The following is a 23281-nucleotide window of genomic DNA, read 5'->3' on the forward strand; positions in this document are numbered from 1 at the left end:
CGCGCCTACGCGTCCACGCCCCAGCGTTCGGCGATGGTGGCGGCCAACTGCGGCGGTTCACCGGCCTGCTGGCCGGCAGCGACCACGGTACTGGCCGCCGTCGGGTCATAGCAGCCCTCGCCGATCTGACCGCCCACCCAGGCCCCGGCGGCCGCCAGGGCGAGCACGGCGTCCACCTGGGCGGCATCGGCGCCGCTGAGCAGGACCACGCCGCTGTGCAAGGCCGGCAGTGTCGCGATCTGGATGCCGGTGGGCTCGGCGATGAAATGCAGCGTGCCCTGGCGCACGACGATGCCGATGTCATCGGGCAGGATGTAGGCCTGCCCGGCTTCCACCGGCTGGGCGTCTTCGGCCAGCAGCACCGGCAGGGCGGACACCCGTGCCATCTGCTTGACCAGATTGCCGTAGCGTCCCCCGTCCAGGCGCATATGCACCAGCACCGCGGTGCTCAGCGATTCGGGCAGCGCGGCCAGCAGGCGGCGCAATGCATCCGGCCCGCCGATCCCGGCCAGGACCAGCACCGCGCCCGTGCAGCCACCGGCGGCTCCCGGCTCGGGCTCGAGCTCGACCAGCGACAGACGTTCGATGTCGAAGCGCTCCGGCGCCGGGCCCGTGTCGCTGCTCGATGGTGAGCCCGTGACCACGGCGTCATCTTCGACCAGCGACCAGCGGCTGTGGTCCCCGATCGCGGTGATCGGGTCCACCGGCGCACTGCTCGCCGCATCGTCCACCTCCAGCGCGGCCAATGCCTCTTCCAGCGACACCGGCTCGCTCAGCTCCGCGGGCACCTGGTACAGGCCATCGGCAGGCACGTCGGACGCCGCATCCTCCGCTTCGCGCAGGTGGAACTCCAGCGGCGCATCGGCATGCAACTGCGCCGGGGTGACCGGCAGGCCCGGTTCGGGCTGCAGTTGCTGGTCCTGTTCCGAGCCCGGCGGCAGCACGTCCTGGTGACCGTGCAGCTTGGCCACCAGATGCCGCGCCCAGCGCTGCGCTTCCCAGCCCTCGCGGCGCGCGGCCAGCTCGGCCTCGTCGAAGATCAGGGTCAGTGACGGCGAGCCCAGCACCGGCTCCAGCCGTTCCAGTGCGTCTTCGATCGCCGGCTCCAGCGCGATCAGCACCGCGCCGGGGTCGGCATCACGCAGGGCCTGGAGCTCGAGCGTGTTGGGGTCGTCCTCCAGCACCACGCGGGCGCCGGCATGGTCGAGCGCCTCGCGCAGCCGCTCACGCGCCGGCCCGGACCGGGCCAGCAGCGCCACCGACAACAGGGCGTGGACATCACTCGCGTGCACGGGCGATCCCCAGCAGGTCATACACGTTGCGCATCAGATCCAGCTCCTGGTAGGGCTTGCCCAGGTAGCGCTGGACACCGAGTTCGAAGGCGCGCTGACGGTGCTTGTCGCCGCTGCGCGAGGTGATCATCACGATCGGCACGCCCTGGTAGCGTGGGTCGGCGCGCATGACACTGGCCAGCTCGTAGCCGTCCATGCGCGGCATTTCGATATCCAGCAGCATCAGGTCGGGCACGCGCTCGTCCAGCCGCTCCAGTGCTTCGATGCCGTCACGGGCAACCGTGACCTCGAAGTTGTGGCGCTCCAGGATGCGGCCGGTGACCTTGCGCATGGTCAGTGAATCGTCGACCACCATCACCAGCGGCACATCGCGGTCGCTGACCTTGGCGGTGGCGGTGATCGGCTTGTGCGGATTGGCCAGGTAACGACGCACCAGTGGCGCGACGTCCAGGATGACGACCACGCGGCCATCGCCGGTGATCGTCGCACCGTAGATGCCCGGTACCGAGGCGATCTGCAGGCCGACCGGCTTGACCACGATTTCGCGGTTGCCCAGCACCTGGTCGATCGCCACGGCCACGCGCAGGTCACCGGCGCGGACCAGCAGCAGCGGCACCTGGGCCTGGCCTTCGGCACGGGCCTGGGCCTGGCCGATCAGGGTGCCCAGATCGTGCAGCGCGAATTCCTCGCCACCGTAGTGGTAGCCGCCGTTGGCGGTTTCGAAACGCTCGCGCGAGATCCGGCCGATACCGCTGACCGAGGCCACCGGCACCGCGAAGGTGGTCTCGCCGATCTGCACGAACACCGCCTGGGTGACCGCCAGCGTCTGCGGCAGGCGCAGGGTGAACGTCACGCCCTGGCCGCTGACCGAGTGGATGTCCACCGAGCCGCCGAGCTGGCGCACTTCGTTGTGGACCACGTCCATGCCCACGCCACGGCCGGCCAGCTGGCTGACCTGGTCGGCGGTGCTGAAGCCGGGCGAGAAGATCATCGCGTCCAGCTCGGCATCGCCCAGTACCGCATCGGCGGCGATCAGGCCACGCTGTTCGGCACGGCGACGGATCGCCCCGCGATCCAGGCCGGCGCCGTCGTCGGCCACTTCCAGCACGATTTCCGAGCCTTCACGGCGCAGGCGGATGGCGATCTCGCCCTCTTCCGGCTTGCCGGCGGCACGGCGCTGTTCCGGGGTTTCCAGACCGTGCGCCACCGAGTTGCGCAGCATGTGCTCCAGCGGCGCGACCATGCGGTCGAGCACGTTGCGGTCCAGTTCGCCGTGGGTCCCTTCCAGGGTGACGTGGACCTGCTTGCCGGTGTCCTGTCCGGCCTGGCGAACCACCCGGCGCAGACGCGGCACCAGCCCATCGAAGGGCACCATGCGCGCGCGCATCAGGCCGTCCTGCAGTTCCGAGCTGACCCGCGACTGCTGCTGGAGCAGCACGTCGTACTGGCGCGACAGATCGTCCAGCACGCCCTGCAGGCCGCCCAAGTCGGCGGCCGATTCGTTCAGCGCGCGGCTGAGCTGCTGCAGCGTGGAGAAGCGGTCCAGTTCCAGCGGATCGAACGTGTGGTGGGCCTGGTCCTGTTCGCGCTGGTAACGGGCCACGATCTGCGCTTCGGTTTCCAGGTCCAGCCGGCGCAGCTGATCGCGCAGACGGGCATTGGTGCGGTCCAGCTCGCCCATGGCGCCGCGGAAGGCCCCGAGCTGCTGTTCCAGCCGCGAACGGTAGATCGCCACTTCACCGGCGTGGTTGACCAGGCGGTCGAGCAGATCGGCGCGTACGCGCACCTGTTCCTGCTGCGGCCGCGGCAGGCCATCCTCTTCGCTGACGGTTTCCAGCGGGACCGGTGCCGACAGCGGCGCTGCGACAAGCGCGGCGATCGCCGCCTCGACCCTGGCATCGCCGGAGGGCAGCGCATCGTTGGCGGTGTCGGCCGGCGCCGGCGCGATGCGGCCCTGGGTGCGCTGCTCGAAGGCGGCAATCAGGTCGTCGGGCATGGCCACGGTGCGGTGCTGCCCGGTACGGGTCAGCAGCTGGTGCAGGCGATCGAACCCGCGTTCCAGCAGATGCACGTCGCTGCGATCGATATCGGTGCGGTTGGCGGCCACGGCTTCCAGCAGCGACTCGATGCCGTGGCCCAGGTCGCCGATGGGATTGATCCCGGCCATGCGCGCGCCACCCTTCAGGGTGTGCAGATCGCGCTGCAGGCCAGCGATCACGTCGCGGTCCTGGGGCGCAGCGCGCAGCTCGCTGATCAGACCATCGCAGTGGTCAAGCAGGTCCTTGCCCTCCTCCACGAAGATATCGACCAGCTCCTGGTCGAGCTGGGTGAAGTCGAGTGCATCGCCCGGCCCGAGGTCGTCGCTGTCGGCCGATGCCGCCGCGAGGACGTCGGCCGGTTCCGGATCGTGGGTGAGGCTGGCCGCAGGCGCGTCTTCCAGTTCGAAGAAGCGGGCCGGGGTGGTCGCGTCGGCCGAGGTATCCGGCGCTGTGGTCTCGATCACGTCGGCGAACGCGTCGGCTTCACCCGTGTTCTCGTCGGTGGCGTCCAGACCCAGCACCCGGGTGTCCAGCGCATCCGGCGCATCGACGACGGTCAGGCCGTCGTCCATCGCCTGCTGCGCGTCCACCACCTCGCCAAAGGCCGGCGGCGGTGGCAGGACGTCGGACAGTGCCTGCGCGTCCTCGTCGCTGTCCTCGTCGCTGCTCTCGTCGCTGCTCTGCTCGCCGTGCTGCTCGCCGTGCTGCTCGCTGTCCTGCTCGCCATAGCTCCAGTTGTCGTTGGCCGCGTCATCCACGGAGGCCGCGTAGACGCTGCCCGGCACAGGAGCATCGGCAGAGGTGTCGGCAGCCGGACCGTCGGGGCCGACCGGGCGCGCCGCTGCCGGATCGGCCTGGGTGTCGGCCTGGGCGTCGGCCGGAGCGTCGGCGTCGGCCTTGGTTTCAGCCTCGGCGTCGTCCTGGCTTGCCGGGGGGGTCGGCTCGGCGAGCTGATCGAAGTAGCGCGAGAGATCCTCGGCCGCGGTCAATTCGGCCGATTCCAGGCCCGCATGCATAGCGGCCGGATCGGTGTCCTCGGCCACCGCATCGGATGCTGCCTGCGCATCGGCGGCATGCGTGCTGTCGGGCAGCTCCGCGTCGAAGTAGGCGGACAGGTCGTCCGTGCCGGTCAGCTCCATGGCGATGAGCGCATCATCGTCGTTGGCCGGCGCGACCGCGTGACTGGACCCGATCACGCTCAGGCCATCGGCGTCGATCTCGGCCTCCAGCTCGTCGATGCCGGTGGTGTCGTCGGCGCGCGCCAACACCGGTGCGGCATCGTCCTCAACCTCATCGCCAATCACTTCGACCGCATCCGTCTGCGCATCGGCGACCGGGGCGAACTGCCCAGGCTCGGCGGCATACGCTTCAGCTGTTTCGCCGGCGTCGGTCGCTTCGTCCAATGCATCCGTGCCGGCGGCGTCAGCCGCCTGGACGGGCAGTTCGTCGTGCTCCAGGTCCAGATCGTCCTCGGCCAGGGCCGGCCAGCGCGCTTCGGGCAACGTATCGGCCAGGGCGACCAGACGGGCCGCCAAGGCAGTCTGCACGGGCACCCGCGGGGCCTCGTCCTGCAGGGCCGCCATGGTGGTGGTGATGGCGGCGCAGGTCTCGGCGAGCGCGTCCATGCCTGCCGCAGCCGGCAGCGCATCGGCCGCAAGCGAACGCTTGAGGTAACTTTCCGCCGCGCCGGTGACGGCCGTGATCTCCGGCACATCGGTCATGGCGAAAGCACCGTTCATCGTGTGCACGGCGCGCAGCAGGCCGTCGGTCACCGGCTGCGGGGCATCGGCAGCCGCATCCAGCCACGCCTGCAGCGTCGCCTGGTGCACCTCGACCTCGGCTTCCAGGATCTCGCGCAGCACGCTGTCGATGTTGGCCGGCGTACTCTCGATCACCGGTGCAGCCTCGGCCGCAACGATCTCCATGACCGTCCGCACCGCGGTGCTCACCGCCCGCTGCAGTGGCACGTGGAAGGTCTCTTCGCCCGCGGCCACGCGATCGGCGATGGCCTGAATGGCCTGCAGATCGGCGGTGACACGGCTGCCATCGCGCAGTGCCGCATTGAGCTGCGGCAGCGCGTCGTAGGCCTGGCCGACCAGCGCAACCACGGCCGGCGAGGCCGGGCGGCTGCCATCGAGCACGCGGTTGAGCATGCCCTCGATCTTCCAGCTGAACTCGCCCAGGGTGCGCGCACCCACCAGCCGGCCACTGCCCTTGAGGGTATGGAACACGCGACGGATCGGGCGCAGGCGGTCCAGGTTGTCCGGCGCGGCGCGCCAGGCCGGAAGCAGGTTGCCCAGGTTCACCAGCTCTTCGTCGAACTCTTCGATGAACACCTCGCGGATGTCCTGGTCGATGTTCTCGCCATCGTCTTCGAAGCCCGCCTCGATGCTGATGTCATCGGCGGACGCGACCATCGCCGGGCTCTCCGCTGCGGCGGCCGTCGGCACGGTCCCGGTGTCGGGGCCTTCCGGGCGGAACTGCGCCGCGGCGGCATCCAGCTCGGCCAGGAAGCGGGTAGCGGCATCGTCCAGCTCGATACGGCCGATCACCGCATCGCGCACCGTGGCGTTCGGCTGCGCTGCATCGGCTGCGGCCTCGGCCGTGTCGACATCGTCGGCGAACGGGTCGAGCGGCGGCGCGGCGCTGTCCTGCGCCGATGCGACGGGAATCTCCTGCAGGAACGTCGGCAGCGCTTGCACATCCACCTCGCCCGGCGTGACGCTGGACGAAGCCGCGGCCCCTGCATCAATGTTGTCGCTGTCGCTGTCGATATCAGTATCGGTATCGGTATCGGTATCGGTATCGATGCCAGTGCCAGTGCCAGTGCCAGTGTCAGTGTCATCGACCTGCAGCGAGAGCACGTCATCGGCGTTGCGCAGGCCGTCATCGAAGGTGAATTCGATCGGCTCGTCGCTCAGCGCCAGCAGCTCGTGCTCGGCGGCCACCGGATCGAACCCGGCGCCGGTGGCCACGAAGGCCGGCATCTCCAGCGTGGCGTCGGCGACGTCGTCGCCCATGCGATCGGCCTGCAGCGCGGGCGGCAGCGAGGCCACCCCCCACGCAGCACCGGGCGGCAGGTCGGCAATGACCGGATCGAGATGGGCAAACGTCAGCCCTTCATCGGCATCGTCCTGCTGGCCCAGCGTCCACTGCGGCGCATCGGCGCTGACCGGCGCGGTGGAGGCATCGAACACCAGCGCCACCGGCGGCGGTGTCACGGGCGCGGCGGCCGCCGGCGGCGGATCGAAGGTGAAGTCCGGCAGCGGCGGCGGCAGGTTGGCCGGGCGCGGTACCTCGGCGGTCACCGCCAGCTCGATCGGCTCGGGGGCCGGCGCGTCCCACGGCGTCAGTTCGATGGGTTCGGGCGCAACCGGCAGCGATTCCGGTCCGGTGTCGGCGGTTGGCTGGTTCGCATCCGGCAGCGGCCAGTAACGCAGCGTTTCCAGGCTGTTGCGGGTGATGTCCAAGATGTCGTCGCGGCCCGGCCGGCGTTCGCGCAGGGCTTCCAGGTAGTACTCCAGGCTGGCCATGGCATCGGCCAGGGTATCCAGCTGGCGCCCACTGGGCACGCGCTGCTTGCCGAGCAGTTCCACCGCGATGTACTGGCGCACGCCCTGCAGGTAGTCGGCCGGGGCCGACAGATCGAGCATGCGCAGCGCGCCGGCCACCTCGCCGAGCAGGCGCGGCACTTCCTGCAGCTGCTGGTGATTCCAGTTGGTTTCGATGAAGGCGACGAAATGCTCACGCGCGGCGGCGAAGTTGGCAATGGCTTCATGGGCCAGCACTTCCACCGTGCGGCGGTTCTCCACCGCGCTGGGATCGTCCTCGCCACTGCCACCGGCGCCCAGATGGGCGACCTGGTCGTCCAGCGAGGCATCCACGTACAGCAGCGCGCCGGCGATATCCAGCAACAGCGTTTCATCGATCTGCTGCACGCCCTCGACCACCTCGCGCAGCGCATCGCGCTGCTGCACGACCACGCCACGGGCCACGCCCAGGCCCATCATGCCCAGCGTATCGGCGACCGCGCCCAGCTCGTTGACCTGGGTCTGCAGCTGCACCGGCGCGCCGCCGGTACGCAGGTGCAGGTCCAGCGCGTCCTTGATCCGCAGCAGCTCTTCCTTGACCGCGTTGCCGACCGTATCGAGCAGCTCGCGGTTGCGGCCGCTCAGGCTGCCGCGCGCGTGGTCCAGCTCGGCTTCGGTGGCACTCGCGCTGTCCGGCGCGAAGGCGAACAGCACGCTCTCATTGATGCCCGGTGCCGCGCGCGCGGAGCGGATGTCGTTGAGCAGCGGCAGCAGCACGATCGGGATGTCGCGGTGGCCGTTCTGCAGGCGCTCCAGGTAATCGGGCAGCAGCACGCTGCCACGCATCAGCGTGGCGCAGGCTTCATCGCGGTCGGGTACGTCGCCGGCGCCGATCGCGTTGGCCAGCTGTTCCAGCTCCTCGGCGACCATCGCCGGGGCGTACAGCTCGACCATGCGCAGGGTGCCCTGCACCTGGTGCAGGTAGCCGGCGCAGAAGCGCATCCGGCTGCCGTCGGCAGGGTCTTCCACGTAGTACTCGACCTCGTTGCGCACCTGGCGCAGGGTCTCGTCCAGCTCCGGCTTGACCCAGCCCAGCGCAGCGTGGCTCATGGCATCGCGCAGCGTGCTCATGCCAGGTCTCCCGGCAGCTCGGCGCACATGGCGTGCGGTGATTTCTCGCGATGCATCATCTGCTTGTTCCTTCCCTCTCCGCCCTGCCCGTGGCTCACGCCGGCAGCTTGAAGTCGGCAACCGAGCGGCGCAGGTCGGCCGCCAGCTGTGCCAGGTGGCCGATCGACTCGGCGGTCTGTCCCGCGCCCTGCGAGGTCTGGCCGGTAATCTGACGGATCACGCCCATGGTGCGGGTGATGTCCGATGCCGCGGCCGACTGCTGCTGGGCAGCGATCGAGATGTTCTTGATGAGGTTGTTCAATGCGTTGGAGACGCGCTCGATTTCGGTCAGCGCGGTACCGGCATCTTCGGCCAGGCGCGCGCCGGAGACCACTTCGGCGGTGGTCTGCTCCATCGAACTGACCGCTTCGTTGGTATCGGCCTGAATGGCCTGGACCAGATTCTCGATCCGTCGGGTCGCACCGGAGGTACGCTCTGCCAGGCGCTGCACTTCGTCGGCCACCACGGCGAAACCGCGACCGGCCTCGCCGGCCGAAGCGGCCTGCACGGCCGCGTTCAACGCCAGGATGTTGGTCTGCTCGGAAATGTCGTTGATCAGTTCCACGATCGAGCCGATTTCCTGCGAGGACTCACCCAGTCGCTTGATGCGTTTGGAGGTTTCCTGGATCTGGTCGCGGATCTGGTCCATGCCCTGGATCGTCTCGCGCACCACGCCGGCACCTTCGGCGGCGATGATCACCGAGCGCTGCGCCACGTCGGCAGACTCGGCCGAGTTGCGCGACACCTGCTCGATGCTCGATGCGATTTCGCCGATCCGGTCCGAGGCGGAGGTGATCTGGTTGGCCTGGTGGCCCGCTGCTTCGGCCAGCTGCATCGCAGTGGCCTGGGTTTCCTGGGTCGACACGGCGACCTTGGCCGAAGTGTCGTTGATCGTGGTCACCAGATGGCGCAGCTCATCCACGGCGTAGTTGATGGCGTCGGCGATGGCGCCGGTCATGTCCTCGGTCACCGAGGCCTTCACCGTCAGGTCGCCTTCACCCAGCGAGCTGATTTCATCCAGCAGCCGCATGATGGCCTGCTGGTTGCGGCTGTTGTATTCCACCTGGGTCTGGTAACGCAGTTCCTGCTCGCGCGAGCGGCTGCGCACGGTGCTGCCGACGAACCCGACGATGGCGATCAGCGAGAACGCGCCGGAGGCCACGCCCAGCCAGAAGTTCGGGAACAGGCGGGTATCGCGCAGCGAGCCGAACGAGGAGAACGCTTCGAACAGCTTCTTGCTGTCGCGCAGCATGTCCGCCGAACCGCCGGTCAGGGCAGCGGCCGACGACTGCGCGGCGAACAGCTGGCGGGAGCTGGCCAGGATCGCGTCGGCGTCCTGCTTCATGGTGTCCCACTGCTTCTGCGACTGCTCCAGCGCGGCCAGTGCCGGGCCGTTGCGGACCGCGGCGATGCCCAGTTCCTCGTTGCCATTGCGCAGTGCGTCGAGCACCTGGGTAAACACGACCGAGTCGCGGGCGAGCGCATCGCCGGCGGCCGCGGCATTGGCGCCGCCGGCGCGCATTTCCGTCACCCGGCGGGCCATCGAGCCGACCACCACCACCTGCTGCAGCGCGTTGTAGACCTGCGAGGACGGGGCGCCGCTGGCCGACATCGCGCGGACCACTTCGTTCAGCTGCGCCTGCAGTGCGGGCACGCCGTTGACGAAGTTGTTGGCGTTGCCAGCCAGGGCCAGCACGGCCGGTTCGCTGGCGACCAGCTGGCCGGCGCTCTTGCCGAGCGGCTCCCAGGTCTGGATCAGCGTGTTCAGCGGCCCGGCGACATTGGTTTCGGTCCCGTAGCGGCCCTTCAGGCCACTGACGGTGCTTTCGATGTCGCTCTTGGTCAGCTTGAACGCGGTGAATGCCTGGGCGTTGCCCGACACCGCTTCACGGCCCTGGTTGGCCAGCTGCTGCGAGAGCACCTGCAGGTTCGCGGCATCGGTACTGGCACTGGCCAGGCGACTGCCCTGCCAGGTCGCCACGCCGGTGTTGACGCCGAACACGATCATCGACACGGCCAGCAGGCCGAGCCAGAAATTGGTGCCCACCGAACCGAACTTGCCGGCCTTGGCGGATTCCGAAGCAGTACTCATCGTTCAACCTCGATCTTCAATACGGAGAGACAGGCGCCTGCGGTCAGGCCGCGGCCTGCCTGAATTCGGGGGTACGCGACAGCAGCGACAGCGAGAACACGCCCCAGTCATGGCCATCGCCATGGAAGGCGCGATCGATGAAATGTGCGTAGCGGCCGGTGGCCAGATCGCCGGCGACGATGTCCTGGTCCAGCTCGAAGCTGCGCTGGCCGAACAGTTCATCGATGGTCAGCGCCACGTCACCGCCGGCCTGGCGCATGATCAGCACGCGCTGGCCTTCCTGCTGCACGGTGCGCTCGCCTTCCAGGAAAAACTTCAGGTCGACCACCGGGAACAGGTTGCCGCGCAGGTTGCCCACGCCCAGCAGCCACGGCTGCGCGCCGGGCACCGGGGTGACCGGCGGCATCGGCACGATTTCCACCACTTCGCGGAAATCCGACACCAGCCGGCGCTTGCCGACCCGGTAACCGACGCCACGCCACAGGTCCTGCGAGAACTGCCGCTCGGGCAGCTGCACCGCATGGGCCAGGCTGCGCCGCTCATAGCCCTGGAGGATGTCGAAAGGAGAACGCATCAGACCACCAACTGGTTGATCCGCGCGATCAGTTCCTCCTCGCGCGGCGGCTTGACGATGTAGTCGGCCGCCCCCTGGCGCAGCCCCCACGCCTTGTCGGTTTCCATCGCCTTGGTGCTGACGATGACCACCGGGATATGTTTGGTGGCCGCGTCGCGCGCCATCGCACGGGTGGCCTGGAAGCCACTCATGCCCGGCAGGACCACGTCCATCAGCACCAGCTGCGGGGACTGCTCGCGCACGAGCTTGAGCCCGTCCTCGGCGTTGTCCGCTTCCAGGACTTCATGACCGGCCTTGGTCAACCATTGCGTGAACACCGCACGGTCGGTCGGTGAATCCTCGATCAGTACGATTCGAGCCATTGTGCCTTTCCCCCCTGGTCAGGCGTTGACGTATGTGCGGATGGCACCCAGCAGTTCTTCACGCGTGAATGGCTTGGTCAGGTACTGCTCCGAGCCGACGATGCGGCCGCGCGCCTTGTCGAACAGGCCGTCCTTGGAGGACAGCATGATCACCGGCGTGGCTTTGAACAGCTGGTTGCCCTTGATCAGCGCACAGGTCTGATACCCGTCCAGCCGCGGCATCATGATGTCCACGAAGATGATCTGCGGCTGTTGGTCGGCGATCTTGGCCAACGCCTCGAAACCATCGGTCGCGGTCACCACCTCGCAGCCTTCCCGCTTCAACAGGGTTTCCGCGGTCCTGCGGATGGTCTTCGAATCATCGATGACCATCACGCGCAGCCCTGCGAGTTCCCCACCCGCAGCCATGTATTCAGTCATTACCTTTCCCCAAGCTCGCGACGCTTGCGCTGATCCCCGGCGCCGCTGCGAAAGCGTATCTATATCCCAATACCGGCGCGCGCTTCAAGCACACCCACCGCGGCCCCGCCGCGAGCGGCCCAGCCGGTGCGCGGCACGCCGCTTTTGCGCAAACCCGGCCCGTTCCCCGGCCGGGCCGGACACTGCGTTCCGGCCCCCGGGGCAGGCATTGCCGGGCCATTGTCGCTACCATCATCGGCCTGCCCGCCAGGTTGCGACCATGCCGTTGAATGTCATCGTGGTGATGGACCCCATCGCCCATATCAAGATTGCCAAGGACACCACCTTCGCGATGCTGCTGGAAGCCCAGCGCCGCGGCCATGCCCTGCACTACGTCAGCCCCGGTGGGCTGGCCCTGCGCGACGGCCAGGCCATCGCCCGCACCGCCCCGCTGCAGGTGCGCGAGGACAAGAACGACTGGTTCACCCTGGGCGACTTCAGCCAGACCGTGTTCGGCCCCGGCCAGGTCGTGCTGATGCGAAAGGACCCGCCGGTCGATGCCGAATTCATCTACGACACCCACGTGCTCAGCGTCGCCCAGCAGGCCGGTGCGATGGTGGTCAACGACCCGCAGGGACTGCGCGACTACAACGAGAAACTGGCCGCCCTGCTGTTCCCGCAGTGCTGCCCGCCGACCCTGGTCAGCCGCCGCAACGCCGACCTGAAGGCCTTCGTGCTCGAACACGGCCAGGCCGTGCTCAAGCCGCTGGACGGCATGGGCGGCCGCTCGATCTTCCGCAGTGGCACCGGCGACCCCAACCTCAACGTGATCCTGGAAACCCTGACCGACGGCGAGCGCACGCTGGCCCTGGCGCAGAAGTTCATCCCGGACATCACCGCCGGCGACAAGCGCATCCTGCTGGTGGATGGCGAGCCGGTGGATTACTGCCTGGCGCGGATTCCGCAGGGCGACGAATTCCGCGGCAACCTGGCCGCCGGCGGCCGCGGCGAAGGCCGCCCGCTGAGCGAGCGCGACCGCTGGATCGCCGCCCAGGTCGGGCCGGAAATGAAGCGCCGCGGCATGCGCTTCGTCGGCCTGGACGTGATCGGCGACTACCTGACCGAAGTCAACGTCACCAGCCCGACCTGCGTGCGCGAGCTCGACGCCCAGTTCGGGCTGAACATCGCCGGCACCCTGTTCGACGCGATCGAGGCCGGCCTGCCGCGATGAGCGCCAGCGTCGCCCCGGTGCCGACGTGGCAGGCGCGCGAATCCCAGCGGCTGGGCGCGACCCTGACGCTGTCGGTGCTCGTGCACGCCCTGCTGATCCTCGGGGTCGGCTTCGCGGTGAGTGACAGCGCCCCGCTGGTACCGACCCTGGATGTGATCTTCAGCCAGACCCAGACCCCGCTGACGCCCAGGCAGGCCGACTTCCTGGCCCAGGCCAACCAGCAGGGCGGTGGCGACCACGACAAGGTGCAACGCCCGCGCGACAACCAGGCCGGGATCGTGCCGCAGGCGCAGGCCGGGCTGTCGCCGGTTCCGCAGCAGCGCCAGGAGGCGGCCAGCGTGCCGCCGCCGCAGACCCGCGTGGTCAACAGCCGCAATGGCACCGACACGGTTGCGGCAGCCCAGCCACAGCCGCTGCCCGAGCAGCCCCGCCCGGATGCGCCGATGACCGCGCGCGAGCAGCGTGACGTGGAGATGGCACGGCTGGCCGCCGAAGTGCACCTGCGCTCGGCGCAGTACGCCAAGCGCCCGAACCGCAAGTTCGTTTCGGCCAGTACCCGCGAATACGCCTATGCCAACTATCTGCGTGCCTGGGTCGACCGCGCCGAGCGTGTCGGCAATCTGAATTACCCCGACGAGGCGCGCGCGCGCCGGCTCGGCGGGCAGGTAGTGATCACCGTCGGGGTGCGCCGCGACGGCACGGTGGAAAGTGCCCGCATCCTGCAGTCCAGCGGCACCCCGCTGCTCGATGAAACCGCGCTGCGCGTGATCACGCTCGCCCAGCCGTTCCCGCCACTGCCCAAGACCGAGGATGCGATCGACATCCTGCAGGTCACCCGCACCTGGGTGTTCCTGCCCGGCGGGGAGCTGCGCGACGACCGCTGATCGCGCGCAAGGTCCAGCCACGCATGGCGTGGCTCTACAAGAACGCCGCGCAGGTCGTGCCACGCCATGCGTGGCTGGGGCTTACGATGCGATGCGCAGCTGGACGCTACGAGGCCGCCTGCTTCGCCGCCCGCGCGGCCTGCTGCTCCACCAGGGTCAGGGCCACGTTGTCGCGCAGATACGCCGGCTCCACCAGCTCCGGGGCCACGCCTTCGCCGCGCTGGAACGCCGGCACCGCCAGCGCAAGCACATCCGACGCACGCGGCAATGCCTGCGCGTCCACGCCGGTCAGCTGATCGGCCAGCCGCGTGGCCAGCACGCCTTCGGCCGCACCAAAGCCAGTCCCCACGCCGAACCAGCGCGAGCCCCCGGGCAACACCACCTGCTCGGGCGCGCAGACGATTTCCTCGCCCTGCAACTGCCACTGCCCGTCGATCCGGACATGGCGCGCGGCATAGACCTCGCCCATGCGCGCATCAATGCTGGCCAGCACTTGATCGGCGTCCGCCGGCGCACGCAGCGCCAGCGCCTGCAGGGTGGAGACCGCGATCAGCGGGCGGTCCAGCGCCAGGGCGATGCCCTGGGCGATGGCGATCGCCAGCCGCACCCCCGTGAACGCGCCCGGGCCGCGGCCCAGTGCGATCGCATCCAGCTGCGAACGGGCCACCCCCGCCTCGGCCAGCAGCGCCTCGGCCCAGGGCAGGCTGAGTTCGGCGTGGCGGCGCGGCGCGATCTCGAAGCGCTCAGCGACCTGCCCATCCACATACAGGGCGACGGAGCAGGCTTCGGTGGCGGTTTCAAAGGCGAGCAGTTTCATGGCGGTCAGAACAGGGAAGTAGGAAAGTCATCGGTCGGCGGTACAGCCCGCGCGGGCGGCGCAGCGACGGGCGCCGGTGCAGGCGGAGCGCCGAGGACGGGCCATTGTGGCGCAAAGAAGGCCTGCACATCGGCCAGCGAGCGGGTGCGACGGAATGGCGGCAGGGAATCCAGGAAGATCCGGCCGTAGCCGCGGCTGAGCAGGCGCGGGTCGCACAGCACCAGCACCCCGCGATCGGTCTCGCTGCGGATCAGACGACCCACGCCCTGCTTGAGCGCGATCACCGCCTGCGGCAACTGCTCGTCGCGGAAGGGATTGCCGCCATCGCGGCGGATCGCGTCCAGTCGCGCCTCGAACACGGGATCATCCGGCGCGGCGAACGGCAGTTTGTCGATCACCACCACGCTCAGCGCATCGCCCACCACGTCCACGCCCTCGCGGAAACTGGCCGAGCCCAGCAGCACCCCATTGCCCGACTCGCGGAACCGCTGCAGCAAGGTCGCGCGCGGCGCCTCGCCCTGCACGAACAGTGGCCACGGTGCATCGCGCAGCGCCTCGGCGGCTTCGCGCAGCGCGCGGTGCGAGGCGAACAGCAGGAACGCGCGCCCGTGCGAGGCCTCCAGCACCGGGGTCAATGCGCGAATCAACGCGGTGCCGAAGCCACGCGCGGCTGGATCGGGCAGATCGGTCGGCAGGTAGCACAGCGCCTGATGGGCCCAATCAAACGGGCTGGGCTGCAGCAGGCTGACCGGATCATCCAGGCCCAGCCGTTGGGAAATATGCGCGAAACCGCCGTCCACGGTCAGCGTGGCCGAGGTGAACACCCAGGCTGCCATCGAGCGTTGCCGATGCTCGCGCAGCGGGCCGGACACATCCATCGGCGTGCGCTGGCAGCGGAAGCCACGCGGGGTCAGCTCGTACCAGAGCACCTCGGCCGGTGGCGGCGCCTGCTCAGGGTCGGTGTCGAAATCCAGCATCGGCGCGTCCTCACCGAGCCAGCGCGACAAGCGGGAGACGGCGTCCATCGCCCGCGCATGGCAGGCATCCAGGCCGGGCGATGCTTCACGCACGCCCGCCAGCGCATCGCGCAGCTGCACCAGTGTGCTCATCGCCGTGTCGAAGCCATCGCGCACCTGCGGCACGGTCAGCGCACGCCACTGGGTGCCGCGCGGCGGCAGCCCATCCATCGCCACGCGCAGGTCGCGCAGGGTCTGCTCGAGTGCGGCAGCCGGCACCTGCAACGCCGCCTGGGCACCGGCCACGCTGCGGCTCTCGGCCAGGCAGTCGCGCGCCAGTTCCTGCCACGGGCGCATGCCGAAGCCTTCACCGAAGAAGTTGGCGGCCAGTTCCGGCAGCTGGTGCGCCTCGTCGATCACGAACGCCTGCGCGCCGGGCAGGATTTCGCCGAAGCCTTCCTGCTTGAGCGCCAGATCGGCCAGCAGCAGATGGTGGTTGACCACCACGACGTCGGCGGCCTGCGCCCGCTGCCGTGCCTGCACGACGAAGCAGTCGTCCCAGAACGGGCATTCTGTGCCCAGGCAGTTGTCGACGGTGGAGGTCACCATCGGGTACAGCGGCGAGTCTTCCGGCAGCGCGTCCAGCTCGGCCATGTCGCCGAATTTCGTGCGTCCGGACCATGCGAGGATCCGCTGGAACTGTGCGACCTGCTCGGGGGAGCTGAAGCGGGGTTCGCCGCGGGCCTGCTGCAACCGATAGCGGCACAGGTAGTTGGCACGCCCTTTCAACAGCGCGCTGCTGTGCCCTACGCCGAGCGCGGCACGCACCCGCGGCAGATCGCGGTGGTACAGCTGGTCCTGCAGCGCGCGGGTGCCGGTGGAGATGATGGTCTTCAGCCCCGACAGCAGCGCGGGCACCAGATACGCGTAGGTCTTGCCGGTGCCGGTACCGGCTTCGGCCAGCAGCACGTCGCGCTGGTCGAACGCTTCGGCGATCGCCGCGGTCAGGCGCAGCTGGGCCGGACGCGGTACGAAGGCATCGAGCTGGCTGGCGAGCGCCCCGCCCTCACTGAGGGCATCGCGGCTGGCGTGGGCAAGTTGGGACATGACGCAATGATAAAGGGTGCCGGTCGATGCCCGGCGCTACGCCGTCACGCATCCGCTTTCGCGCTGCCCTCAGTAACGCATGATCCCCGGCACCGTGCAGCCTTCCAGCTGGGCATGCGCCGAGGCGGCATTCTCTTTTTCCCCCCGGGCCAGGCGAGACTGTTCGATCGTCGCCCAATGGCGACGGCACAGCGGGCCGGTCTTGGAGCCCAGCTCGACCGACTTGCGGGCGAAGGTTTCGGCAGCCGCCCACTCACCCTGCAGCAGCGCGATTTCGGCGCGGTCCTGCAGCACCGATGGATCCGAGGCCATGATCGCCAGCGCCTGGTCGAGCGCGGCCGCGGCCCCGGCAAGATCATTGGCCTGGCGGCGGGCCAGCGCGGTCTGGCGCAGATCTTCCACTTCACTGTCGCGCAGTGGCTGCACGGCCAGTTCCTTGTCATCGTTGCCGGCGGCGGCATCCACGGCCGCCAGGCGCTGGGCCGGCGTAGTGGTATCGACGGGCGCCTTCACCACCGGCGGCGGGGTGACGCAGGCGGCCAGGGCCAGGCAGAGCGTGGCCAGCGAAGCGGAACGGATCAGGAGTCGGGTGGTCATGCAGGCTGGCCTTGATCAGGGTTGACGGGCGGGGGGGGTGGCCGGTGCATTCTGCGCCGGTTCGGGGGCGGGCTCGGGCTTCTTCTCCAGGCCGAACCAGCTGCGCCAGCCACCGCCTTCGCTCTGCTCGCCGCCCTCGCCTTCGGGCAACGCGCTCGGCGCGGCGCACGGTACATAGGCAGGGGTATACCCCACCACGAACGGGAAACGACGCGCGCCCGGGCAGCCTTCATCGGTGGTGGCGGTACCGCCGGCCTCCACGTACTGCCAGTCCAGGCCCTTGTTGCTCACCTTCAGGGGCGCGCTCGGCAGGCGCTGGAAGATCCCCGACCAGACCCGCATCGAGCCGGTCGCGCCATACAGCCCGGCCTGCTGATTCTGGTCATTGCCCATCCAGATCACCGCCAGGTGGTCGCCGGTGTAGCCGGCGTACCAGCTGTCGCGACCATCATTGGTGGTGCCGGTCTTGCCCGCCGGCTGCAGGCGGCCCAGCCCATCGGCGTTGAGGCGCTGCGCGGTACCGCTGGCCACGACCTGCTGCAGGCCGATGCTGATCAGGTTCGCGGCGATCGAGTCGCCCTCCTGCGCCGGCGCCGGGGTCTTGTCGTAGCGCTTCATCAGCTTGCCCTGCGGATCGAGCACGCCACGCACCGCATGCAGCGGCTGGATTTCACCGCCGGAGGCCAGGAACTGGTACAGCTGGGCCATCGCATACGGGCTCTGATCGGTGGAGCCCAGGATCACCGCTGGATTGGGGTCGGCCTTGATCCCGGCCAGGACGTGGATCAACTGCGTAACCCGCTCCGGGCCGACCTGCATGCCCACCCGCACCGTGGCCTGGTTGTAGGAATGGGCGAGTGCGTCGATCAGGCGGACCGTGCCGTGACTGCGGTTGTCCGCGTTGCCCGGCGACCATTGCTTGCCGCGGCTGAGCTGTACCGTCACCGGGGAATCGTCGACCCAGCTGGACAGCGAGTAGCGGTCCGGCTGCGCCAGCGCCAGCAGGTACACGAATGGCTTGAGCAGCGAACCCACCGGACGCTGCGCCTCGATGGCGCGGTTGAAGCCCGGCTCGGACACTTCGCGGCTGCCGACCACGGCCAGCACATCGCCGTTGTGGACGTCGGTCAGGACCAGGCCGGCCTGCAGCTCGGGGCGACGCTTGCTCTCCAGCGATTTGATCGTCTTGGTGACCGCACCTTCGGCATACGCCTGGGCAGACGGTGCCATGCCGGTCATCACGCTCAGCCCGGCGCCCTGCAACACGGACTCGGGATAGTCGTGGCCAAGCTGGCGGCGGACCAGATCCACATAGGCCGGGAAGCGGTTGGCCGCGATCAGCCCCGGCGTCTTGGGCACGCCCAGCGGCGCTTCGACGGCACGCTTGTACTCGGCATCGTCGATCAGATTGGCTTCGCGCAGCTTGCCCAGCACGAAGTTGCGGCGGTCCAGCGCGCGTTCGGGATTGCGGCGCGGGTCGTAATAGGACGGGCCCTTGACCAGGCCGATCAGCAGCGCGACGTGCTCGGTGTTGAGCGAAGCCAGATCACGGCCGAACCAGAATTCCGCACCCGAGGACATGCCATGGATGGCCTGGCTGCCGCGCTGGCCCAGGTAGACCTGGTTGAGGTAGGCCTCCAGGATGGTGCGCTTGTCGTAGCGCGCCTCCATGATCAGCGCGTACAGCACCTCGTTGAATTTGCGGGTGACGGTCTGCTCTTTGCCGATCCCGAGCAGGCCGCTGCGGGCCAGCTGCTGGGTCAGCGTCGAGGCACCCTGGCGGCTCTGGCCGCCGGAGCGCACGGTCACCCACACCGCGCGGGCGATACCGCTCAGATCGATACCGTGGTGGCGGCTGAAATCCTTGTCCTCCACCGCCTGCAGGCCGGTGACCAGCAGCTCGGGGGTTTCCTCGATGCGAACCAGCCGGCGCTCTTCCTGCTTCTGGCCGTACAGCGTGGCAATACGGGCCGGATCCAGGCGCGCGGCCTTGAGGGCCTTGCGGCTGTCGGGATCGCGCAGCGAGGCGATCGACCCGCCGGACAGGCTCAGCTCGACGCGGCGCGGGGCGACCCGGCCATCCACATCGTTGTAGCCACGGCTGGAAATGACGAAGCGCCCGCCTTCCTGCGTGTAAGTGGCCGGCGACTTGCCGATCCCGTCATCGCGGTAGGCCGACGCCGCCAGCTCGGTCTTGAGCGTGGCCGCATCCATGGCCACACCCGGCGCCAACGCCAGTGGGCGCGCATAGACACGGGTGGGAATCTGCCAGCGCAGCTCGCCGAAGCGCTGGGTGACCTGTTGGTTCAGGTACACCGTATAGGGGATCAGGAAGCCCAGCCCCAGCGCGACAGCCGCCATGCCCCAGGTGATCAACCGGCGCCGCCACAGCGGGCCGCGGCTTTCGGTGTCGTCGTCGAACTCGTCGATGTCGTCGGAATCGTAGCGTCGGGGCACGGGGATGCGAGAATATGAAGTCCGGCGAGTCTAACGCAGCCACCGCGAGCGGCGCGTTCTCCCGGGTTCCCCCGCTTAAGCTGGAGTTGCAACGGGATGTCGATGTCCTTGGCCGATGCTCGCTATTTCCTGAACCGCATGCTCGGCCTGTTCCGTCGCAGTCTGGCCAGCCTGCGCACCCGGGGCTGGCGCGCCACCTGGCAGCGCATCCGGGTCCATACCCAGGCCGTGCCCGCCCCGCGCGGCGCACCGCTGTTCCTGCCGGAGGCCACACCGTTCGCGCCGTTCACGGTGCCGGCCAGCGAGCGCCCGGTGGTCAGCATCATCATTCCGGTCTACAACCACGCCGGCCACACGCTGGCCTGCCTGCGGGCGCTGGCGGCCCACCCGCCGCAGGTCGACTGCGAGATCCTGGTGGTGGACGACGGCAGCAGCGACGAAACCACCGCCTGGATGCCGCAGGTCAGCGGGCTGCGCTATGAGGTGCGGCCAACCAACGGCGGTTTCATCGAGGCCTGCAACGATGGCGTGGCCCGCTCGCGTGGCCAGTACGTGGTGCTGCTCAACAACGACACCGTGCCGCAGCCAGGCTGGCTGGATGCCCTGCTCGCCACCTTCGCCCGCGTGCCGCGTGCCGGCCTGGTCGGTGCGCAGCTGCTCTACCCCGATGGCCGCCTGCAGGAATCCGGTGGCGTGATCTTCCAGGACGGCAGCGGCTGGAGCTATGGCCGCTTCGAGTCACCCGAGGATCCGCGCTACAGCGCGCTGCGCGATGCCGACTACTGCTCCGGCGCGGCGTTGATGATCCCCCGCGCCTTGTGGGACCAGCTTGGCGGCTTCGATCTGCGTTACAAGCCCGCCTACTACGAAGATACCGACCTGGCCTTCGCCGTCCGCGAAAGTGGCCACCGCGTGCTGGTGCAGCCGGCCAGCCGCGTGGTGCATGACGAGGGCACCAGCAACGGCACCGATACCGGCAGCGGGGTCAAGGCCTACCAGGTCCGCAACCGCGGGGTGTTCGCGGCGAAGTGGGCCAAGGCGCTGCAAGCGCAGCCGAGCGTCGGCAGCGTGCCCTCGCCGGCCCTGCTCCATCGCGCCCAGCGCCAGGTCCTGATCCTGGATGAAGAAGTGCCGCAGCCGGACCGCGACTCGGCCTCGCTACGCCAGTACAACCTGATCCGGATGCTGCTCGACGAGGGCGTCCATGTGGTGTTCGTGCCGACACGTCGCGAGCATGCCGGCGCCGCCACCGAGGCGCTGCAGGCGCTGGGCGTGGAGGTCTGGTACGCGCCCTACCTCGACGGCGTGGCATCGTGGCTGCGGGCCAACGGCGCCCGCTTCGGGGTGGTGATGATGGTGCGCTATCACGTCGCCCACGAATGCCTGCCGCTGCTGCGCAGCTTCGCGCCGCAGGCGCGCACCGTGTTCGACACCGTCGACCTGCATTACCTGCGCGAGCGCCGTGGTGCGGAGATCGCCGGCGATGCAGGCCTGCTGCGCAATGCCGAGCGCACCCGCGCACGCGAGCTGGCGGTGATGGATCAGGTCGATGTGACCGTGCTGGTCAGCGCAGCCGAACGCGAGCAGCTGCGCATCGATGCGCCGGGCGCGACGGTGGAACTGATCTCCAACCTGCATGAAGTTGCAGGCGCGGGCCCCGACTGGGCCGAGCGCCGCGACCTGGTGTTCGTTGGCGGCTTCCGTCATCCGCCAAACCTGGATGCCATGCAGTGGTTCATCGGCGAGGTCTTCGCGCGCATCCGCGCGCAGCTGCCCGATATCCGGTTCCACTGCATCGGCGCAGCCGTGCCCGATGCGCTGCGCGAGCTGGCCGCGACCCAGCCCGGTGTGGACATCCATGGCTTCGTGCCGGACGTGGTGCCGTACATGGACGGCGTGCGCATCGCCGTGGCGCCGCTGCGCTTCGGCGCGGGGGTCAAGGGCAAGGTGAATCTCAGCATGGCGCACGGCCAGCCCGTGGTCGCCACCACCTGCGGCGTGGAAGGCATGCACCTGCGCGATGGCGAGGATGTACTGGTGGCCGATGATGCCGAGGCGTTCGCCCAGGCCGTGGTCCGGCTGTACCAGGATGAGGCCCTGTGGCGCCGGCTCTCCACCGCCGGGCTGCAGAACATCGTGGACCACTTCTCGCTGGATGCCGCCCGCGCCACCGTACAGCGGGTGTTCCTGGCCTAGGCTCCCGCGCCGCCACCGGCACTGCGCAGGCGTTCGGCAAATGCCGGCAGCTCGGGCAGGTCCGGCTGCCAGCGGCGCGCCTGCACCAGCGCCTGTTGCGCGAAGGTGATATCGCCCGAGCCAAGCCGCTCACTGCCGATCGCCAACCAGCGCTGCGCCAGCCGGCGCCTTGCCGCAGCCTGGCCTGCGTCGCTGGAGGACAGGGTCTGCCAGGCCTCGAGACAGGCTCCGGCCCCTAGTACCCGGTTCTCGCGCAGGCGATCCTCGAAACACTGCCGGCTCGCTGGCAACAACCGCTGCGCCGCCGCGCGAACACGCGGGTCCTGCGGCGCAACCCCCTGGGCCTCACGCAGCGCGTCGTAGGCACTGCGGCCGGGGGGATCCAGGAAATTGCCACGGCCCTCGGCCTCTTCCAGGCGCGTGAGCAGGCCCTGCAGCGTGCGTTCGCGCTGCGCCCGCGGCACCGCCGGGGTCTTCAACGCGGCCTGCGAACGACGCGCCTGCTCGATGGCATGCCGCGCCGTCTCCAGCGCGCGCGTGGAAGCGCCCAGCGTTTCAGCCTGCTGCACCGCCTGGGCCGCTTCGTCGAAGCGGAAATTGCCGGCCAGCCGCGTCGCACGCAAGAGCTGCGCATCAGCTACCTGCTGCTGGCCGCGGTGTGCGGCAGGATCGTCGGGCAAGGCGGCAAGCACCGCGGCGAAGGCCTCCGCCGCAGCCTCCAGTTTCTGTCGGCGCAGCGCGGCTTCGCCTTCGCGCTGGCGCCGCTCCAGTGCGTTGTTCAGTGCCTCCTGGGTGGCCGGCAGATCGACATGTCCGGCGTCGAAGCCCCGGGCACTGCGCACGCGTTCGGCCGCGCGTGCAACATCGCCGCGGCCGGCCGCCGTGCGCGCCTGCTGGAGGAGGTCGGACAGCGCATCCTCACGCCCTTCCAGCGCACGCACCTGGTTGGGCAAGAGCGTGAGCACCTGCTGGAACAGCGGCAGCGCGCTGTCCGGGCTGCCATCGAGCCGTTGCGCCTGCAGGGCCGCTTCGGCGCGGCCGAGCAAGGCGCCGATCCCCGCGCGTGCCTGGTCGTGCGCGCGCAGCTGCTGCGCCACCGCGTCGGCTTCGCGCTGCGGTACCTGCAGCTCGCGCGCCAGGGCCAGCGCTGTTGTCGCGGCCGCCGGGTCGCCGCGTTCCAGTGCAGCACGCGCCTGCTGCAGTGCCGCCTGGCCGGTACGGGCCAGGCCGGTGCGTGCCTGCAGCCGGTCGTTGTCCAGCGCCAGCGCTGCTTGATAGGACTCACGTGCGCCGCTGCCGTCGGGCAGGGTCAGGCGGCCTGCGGCCAGCGCGCGATCACCCTGGTCGAGCAGCTGCTCGATCTGCGGTTCATTCCAGAACCAGTTCGCCAGCGGCCGGCGCAACAGCGCCAGGGCCACGAACAGCAGCACGGCGATCAGCAACGCCCAGCGCCAGATGCGCTTGGCGTGGCGCGCCTGCACCCACCACCAGCGCCCCTCGCGGCGCACCCGCCGCAGCGCCTCATGCGCGGCATCATGCCTGTCATCGTCGTCCCGGCTCATGCCGCGAGCCTAGCGT

At 69.4% G+C, this 23281-nt stretch carries 14 protein-coding genes; 3 read left to right on the forward strand and 11 right to left on the reverse strand.

The features are described from left to right. Window positions 1–5: 5 nt before the first annotated feature. The 6 genes from OC373_RS04955 to pilG all read right to left on the reverse strand — a co-directional run bounded on the left by OC373_RS04955 (window position 6) and on the right by pilG (window position 11479). The gene (locus OC373_RS04955) at window positions 6–1313 is read right to left on the reverse strand and encodes a chemotaxis protein CheB (RefSeq protein ID WP_070425749.1); all 1308 of its coding nucleotides are present in this window, start codon (window positions 1311–1313) and stop codon (window positions 6–8) included. Next, window positions 1279–7992, reverse strand: coding sequence for an Hpt domain-containing protein (locus OC373_RS04960; protein ID WP_261997171.1), 6714 nt, complete (start codon window positions 7990–7992; stop codon window positions 1279–1281). Before OC373_RS04960 ends, OC373_RS04955 begins: the two co-directional genes overlap by 35 nt. 94 nt (window positions 7993–8086) lie before the next feature. Further along, window positions 8087–10123, reverse strand: coding sequence for a methyl-accepting chemotaxis protein (locus tag OC373_RS04965; protein ID WP_019185136.1), 2037 nt, complete (start codon window positions 10121–10123; stop codon window positions 8087–8089). 43 nt (window positions 10124–10166) lie between these two features. After that, the gene (locus tag OC373_RS04970) at window positions 10167–10697 is read right to left on the reverse strand and encodes a chemotaxis protein CheW (RefSeq protein ID WP_019185137.1); all 531 of its coding nucleotides are present in this window, start codon (window positions 10695–10697) and stop codon (window positions 10167–10169) included. After that, complete coding sequence (locus OC373_RS04975) at window positions 10697–11059, reverse strand: response regulator (RefSeq protein WP_019185138.1); 363 nt, start codon at window positions 11057–11059, stop codon at window positions 10697–10699. Before OC373_RS04975 ends, OC373_RS04970 begins: the two co-directional genes overlap by 1 nt. Before the next feature lie 18 nt (window positions 11060–11077). Continuing rightward, window positions 11078–11479, reverse strand: coding sequence for a twitching motility response regulator PilG (gene pilG / locus OC373_RS04980; protein ID WP_019185139.1), 402 nt, complete (start codon window positions 11477–11479; stop codon window positions 11078–11080). A gap of 259 nt (window positions 11480–11738) precedes the next feature. On the opposite strand from pilG, the gene gshB reads away from it, so the two are divergent. Continuing rightward, window positions 11739–12689 (forward strand): glutathione synthase, encoded by a 951-nt coding sequence (gene gshB / locus OC373_RS04985; RefSeq protein WP_019185140.1) that lies wholly within the window; start codon window positions 11739–11741, stop codon window positions 12687–12689. Beyond that, window positions 12686–13573 (forward strand): energy transducer TonB, encoded by an 888-nt coding sequence (locus OC373_RS04990; RefSeq protein WP_070425750.1) that lies wholly within the window; start codon window positions 12686–12688, stop codon window positions 13571–13573. Before gshB ends, OC373_RS04990 begins: the two co-directional genes overlap by 4 nt. 106 nt (window positions 13574–13679) lie before the next feature. Here OC373_RS04990 and tsaB read toward each other — a convergent pair whose 3' ends face one another. From tsaB to mrcB, 4 genes are all read right to left on the reverse strand, one after another. Beyond that, window positions 13680–14390 carry a tRNA (adenosine(37)-N6)-threonylcarbamoyltransferase complex dimerization subunit type 1 TsaB gene (gene tsaB / locus OC373_RS04995; protein WP_261997172.1) on the reverse strand — a complete coding sequence of 237 codons (711 nt, stop codon included), beginning with the start codon at window positions 14388–14390 and terminating at the stop codon, window positions 13680–13682. A 5-nt stretch (window positions 14391–14395) separates the two neighbouring features. Next, window positions 14396–16453, reverse strand: coding sequence for an ATP-dependent DNA helicase (locus tag OC373_RS05000; protein WP_261997173.1), 2058 nt, complete (start codon window positions 16451–16453; stop codon window positions 14396–14398). Window positions 16454–16522: 69 nt separating this feature from the next. After that, entirely contained in the window at window positions 16523–17050 is a 528-nt protein-coding gene (locus tag OC373_RS05005) for a hypothetical protein (protein WP_261997174.1), read from the reverse strand. 15 nt (window positions 17051–17065) lie between these two features. After that, window positions 17066–19507, reverse strand: coding sequence for a penicillin-binding protein 1B (gene mrcB, locus OC373_RS05010; RefSeq protein ID WP_261997175.1), 2442 nt, complete (start codon window positions 19505–19507; stop codon window positions 17066–17068). A 96-nt stretch (window positions 19508–19603) separates the two neighbouring features. Between mrcB and OC373_RS05015 the strand changes: the two genes are divergently transcribed. Continuing rightward, complete coding sequence (locus OC373_RS05015) at window positions 19604–21703, forward strand: glycosyltransferase (RefSeq protein WP_261997176.1); 2100 nt, start codon at window positions 19604–19606, stop codon at window positions 21701–21703. Here the strand turns inward: OC373_RS05015 and OC373_RS05020 are convergent. Then, window positions 21700–23265, reverse strand: coding sequence for a hypothetical protein (locus OC373_RS05020; protein WP_261997177.1), 1566 nt, complete (start codon window positions 23263–23265; stop codon window positions 21700–21702). The genes OC373_RS05015 and OC373_RS05020 overlap by 4 nt on opposite strands. Window positions 23266–23281: the final 16 nt, after the last annotated feature.

The organism is Stenotrophomonas sp. Ste96, from assembly GCF_024519495.1.
Lineage (GTDB): Bacteria > Pseudomonadota > Gammaproteobacteria > Xanthomonadales > Xanthomonadaceae > Stenotrophomonas > Stenotrophomonas bentonitica_A.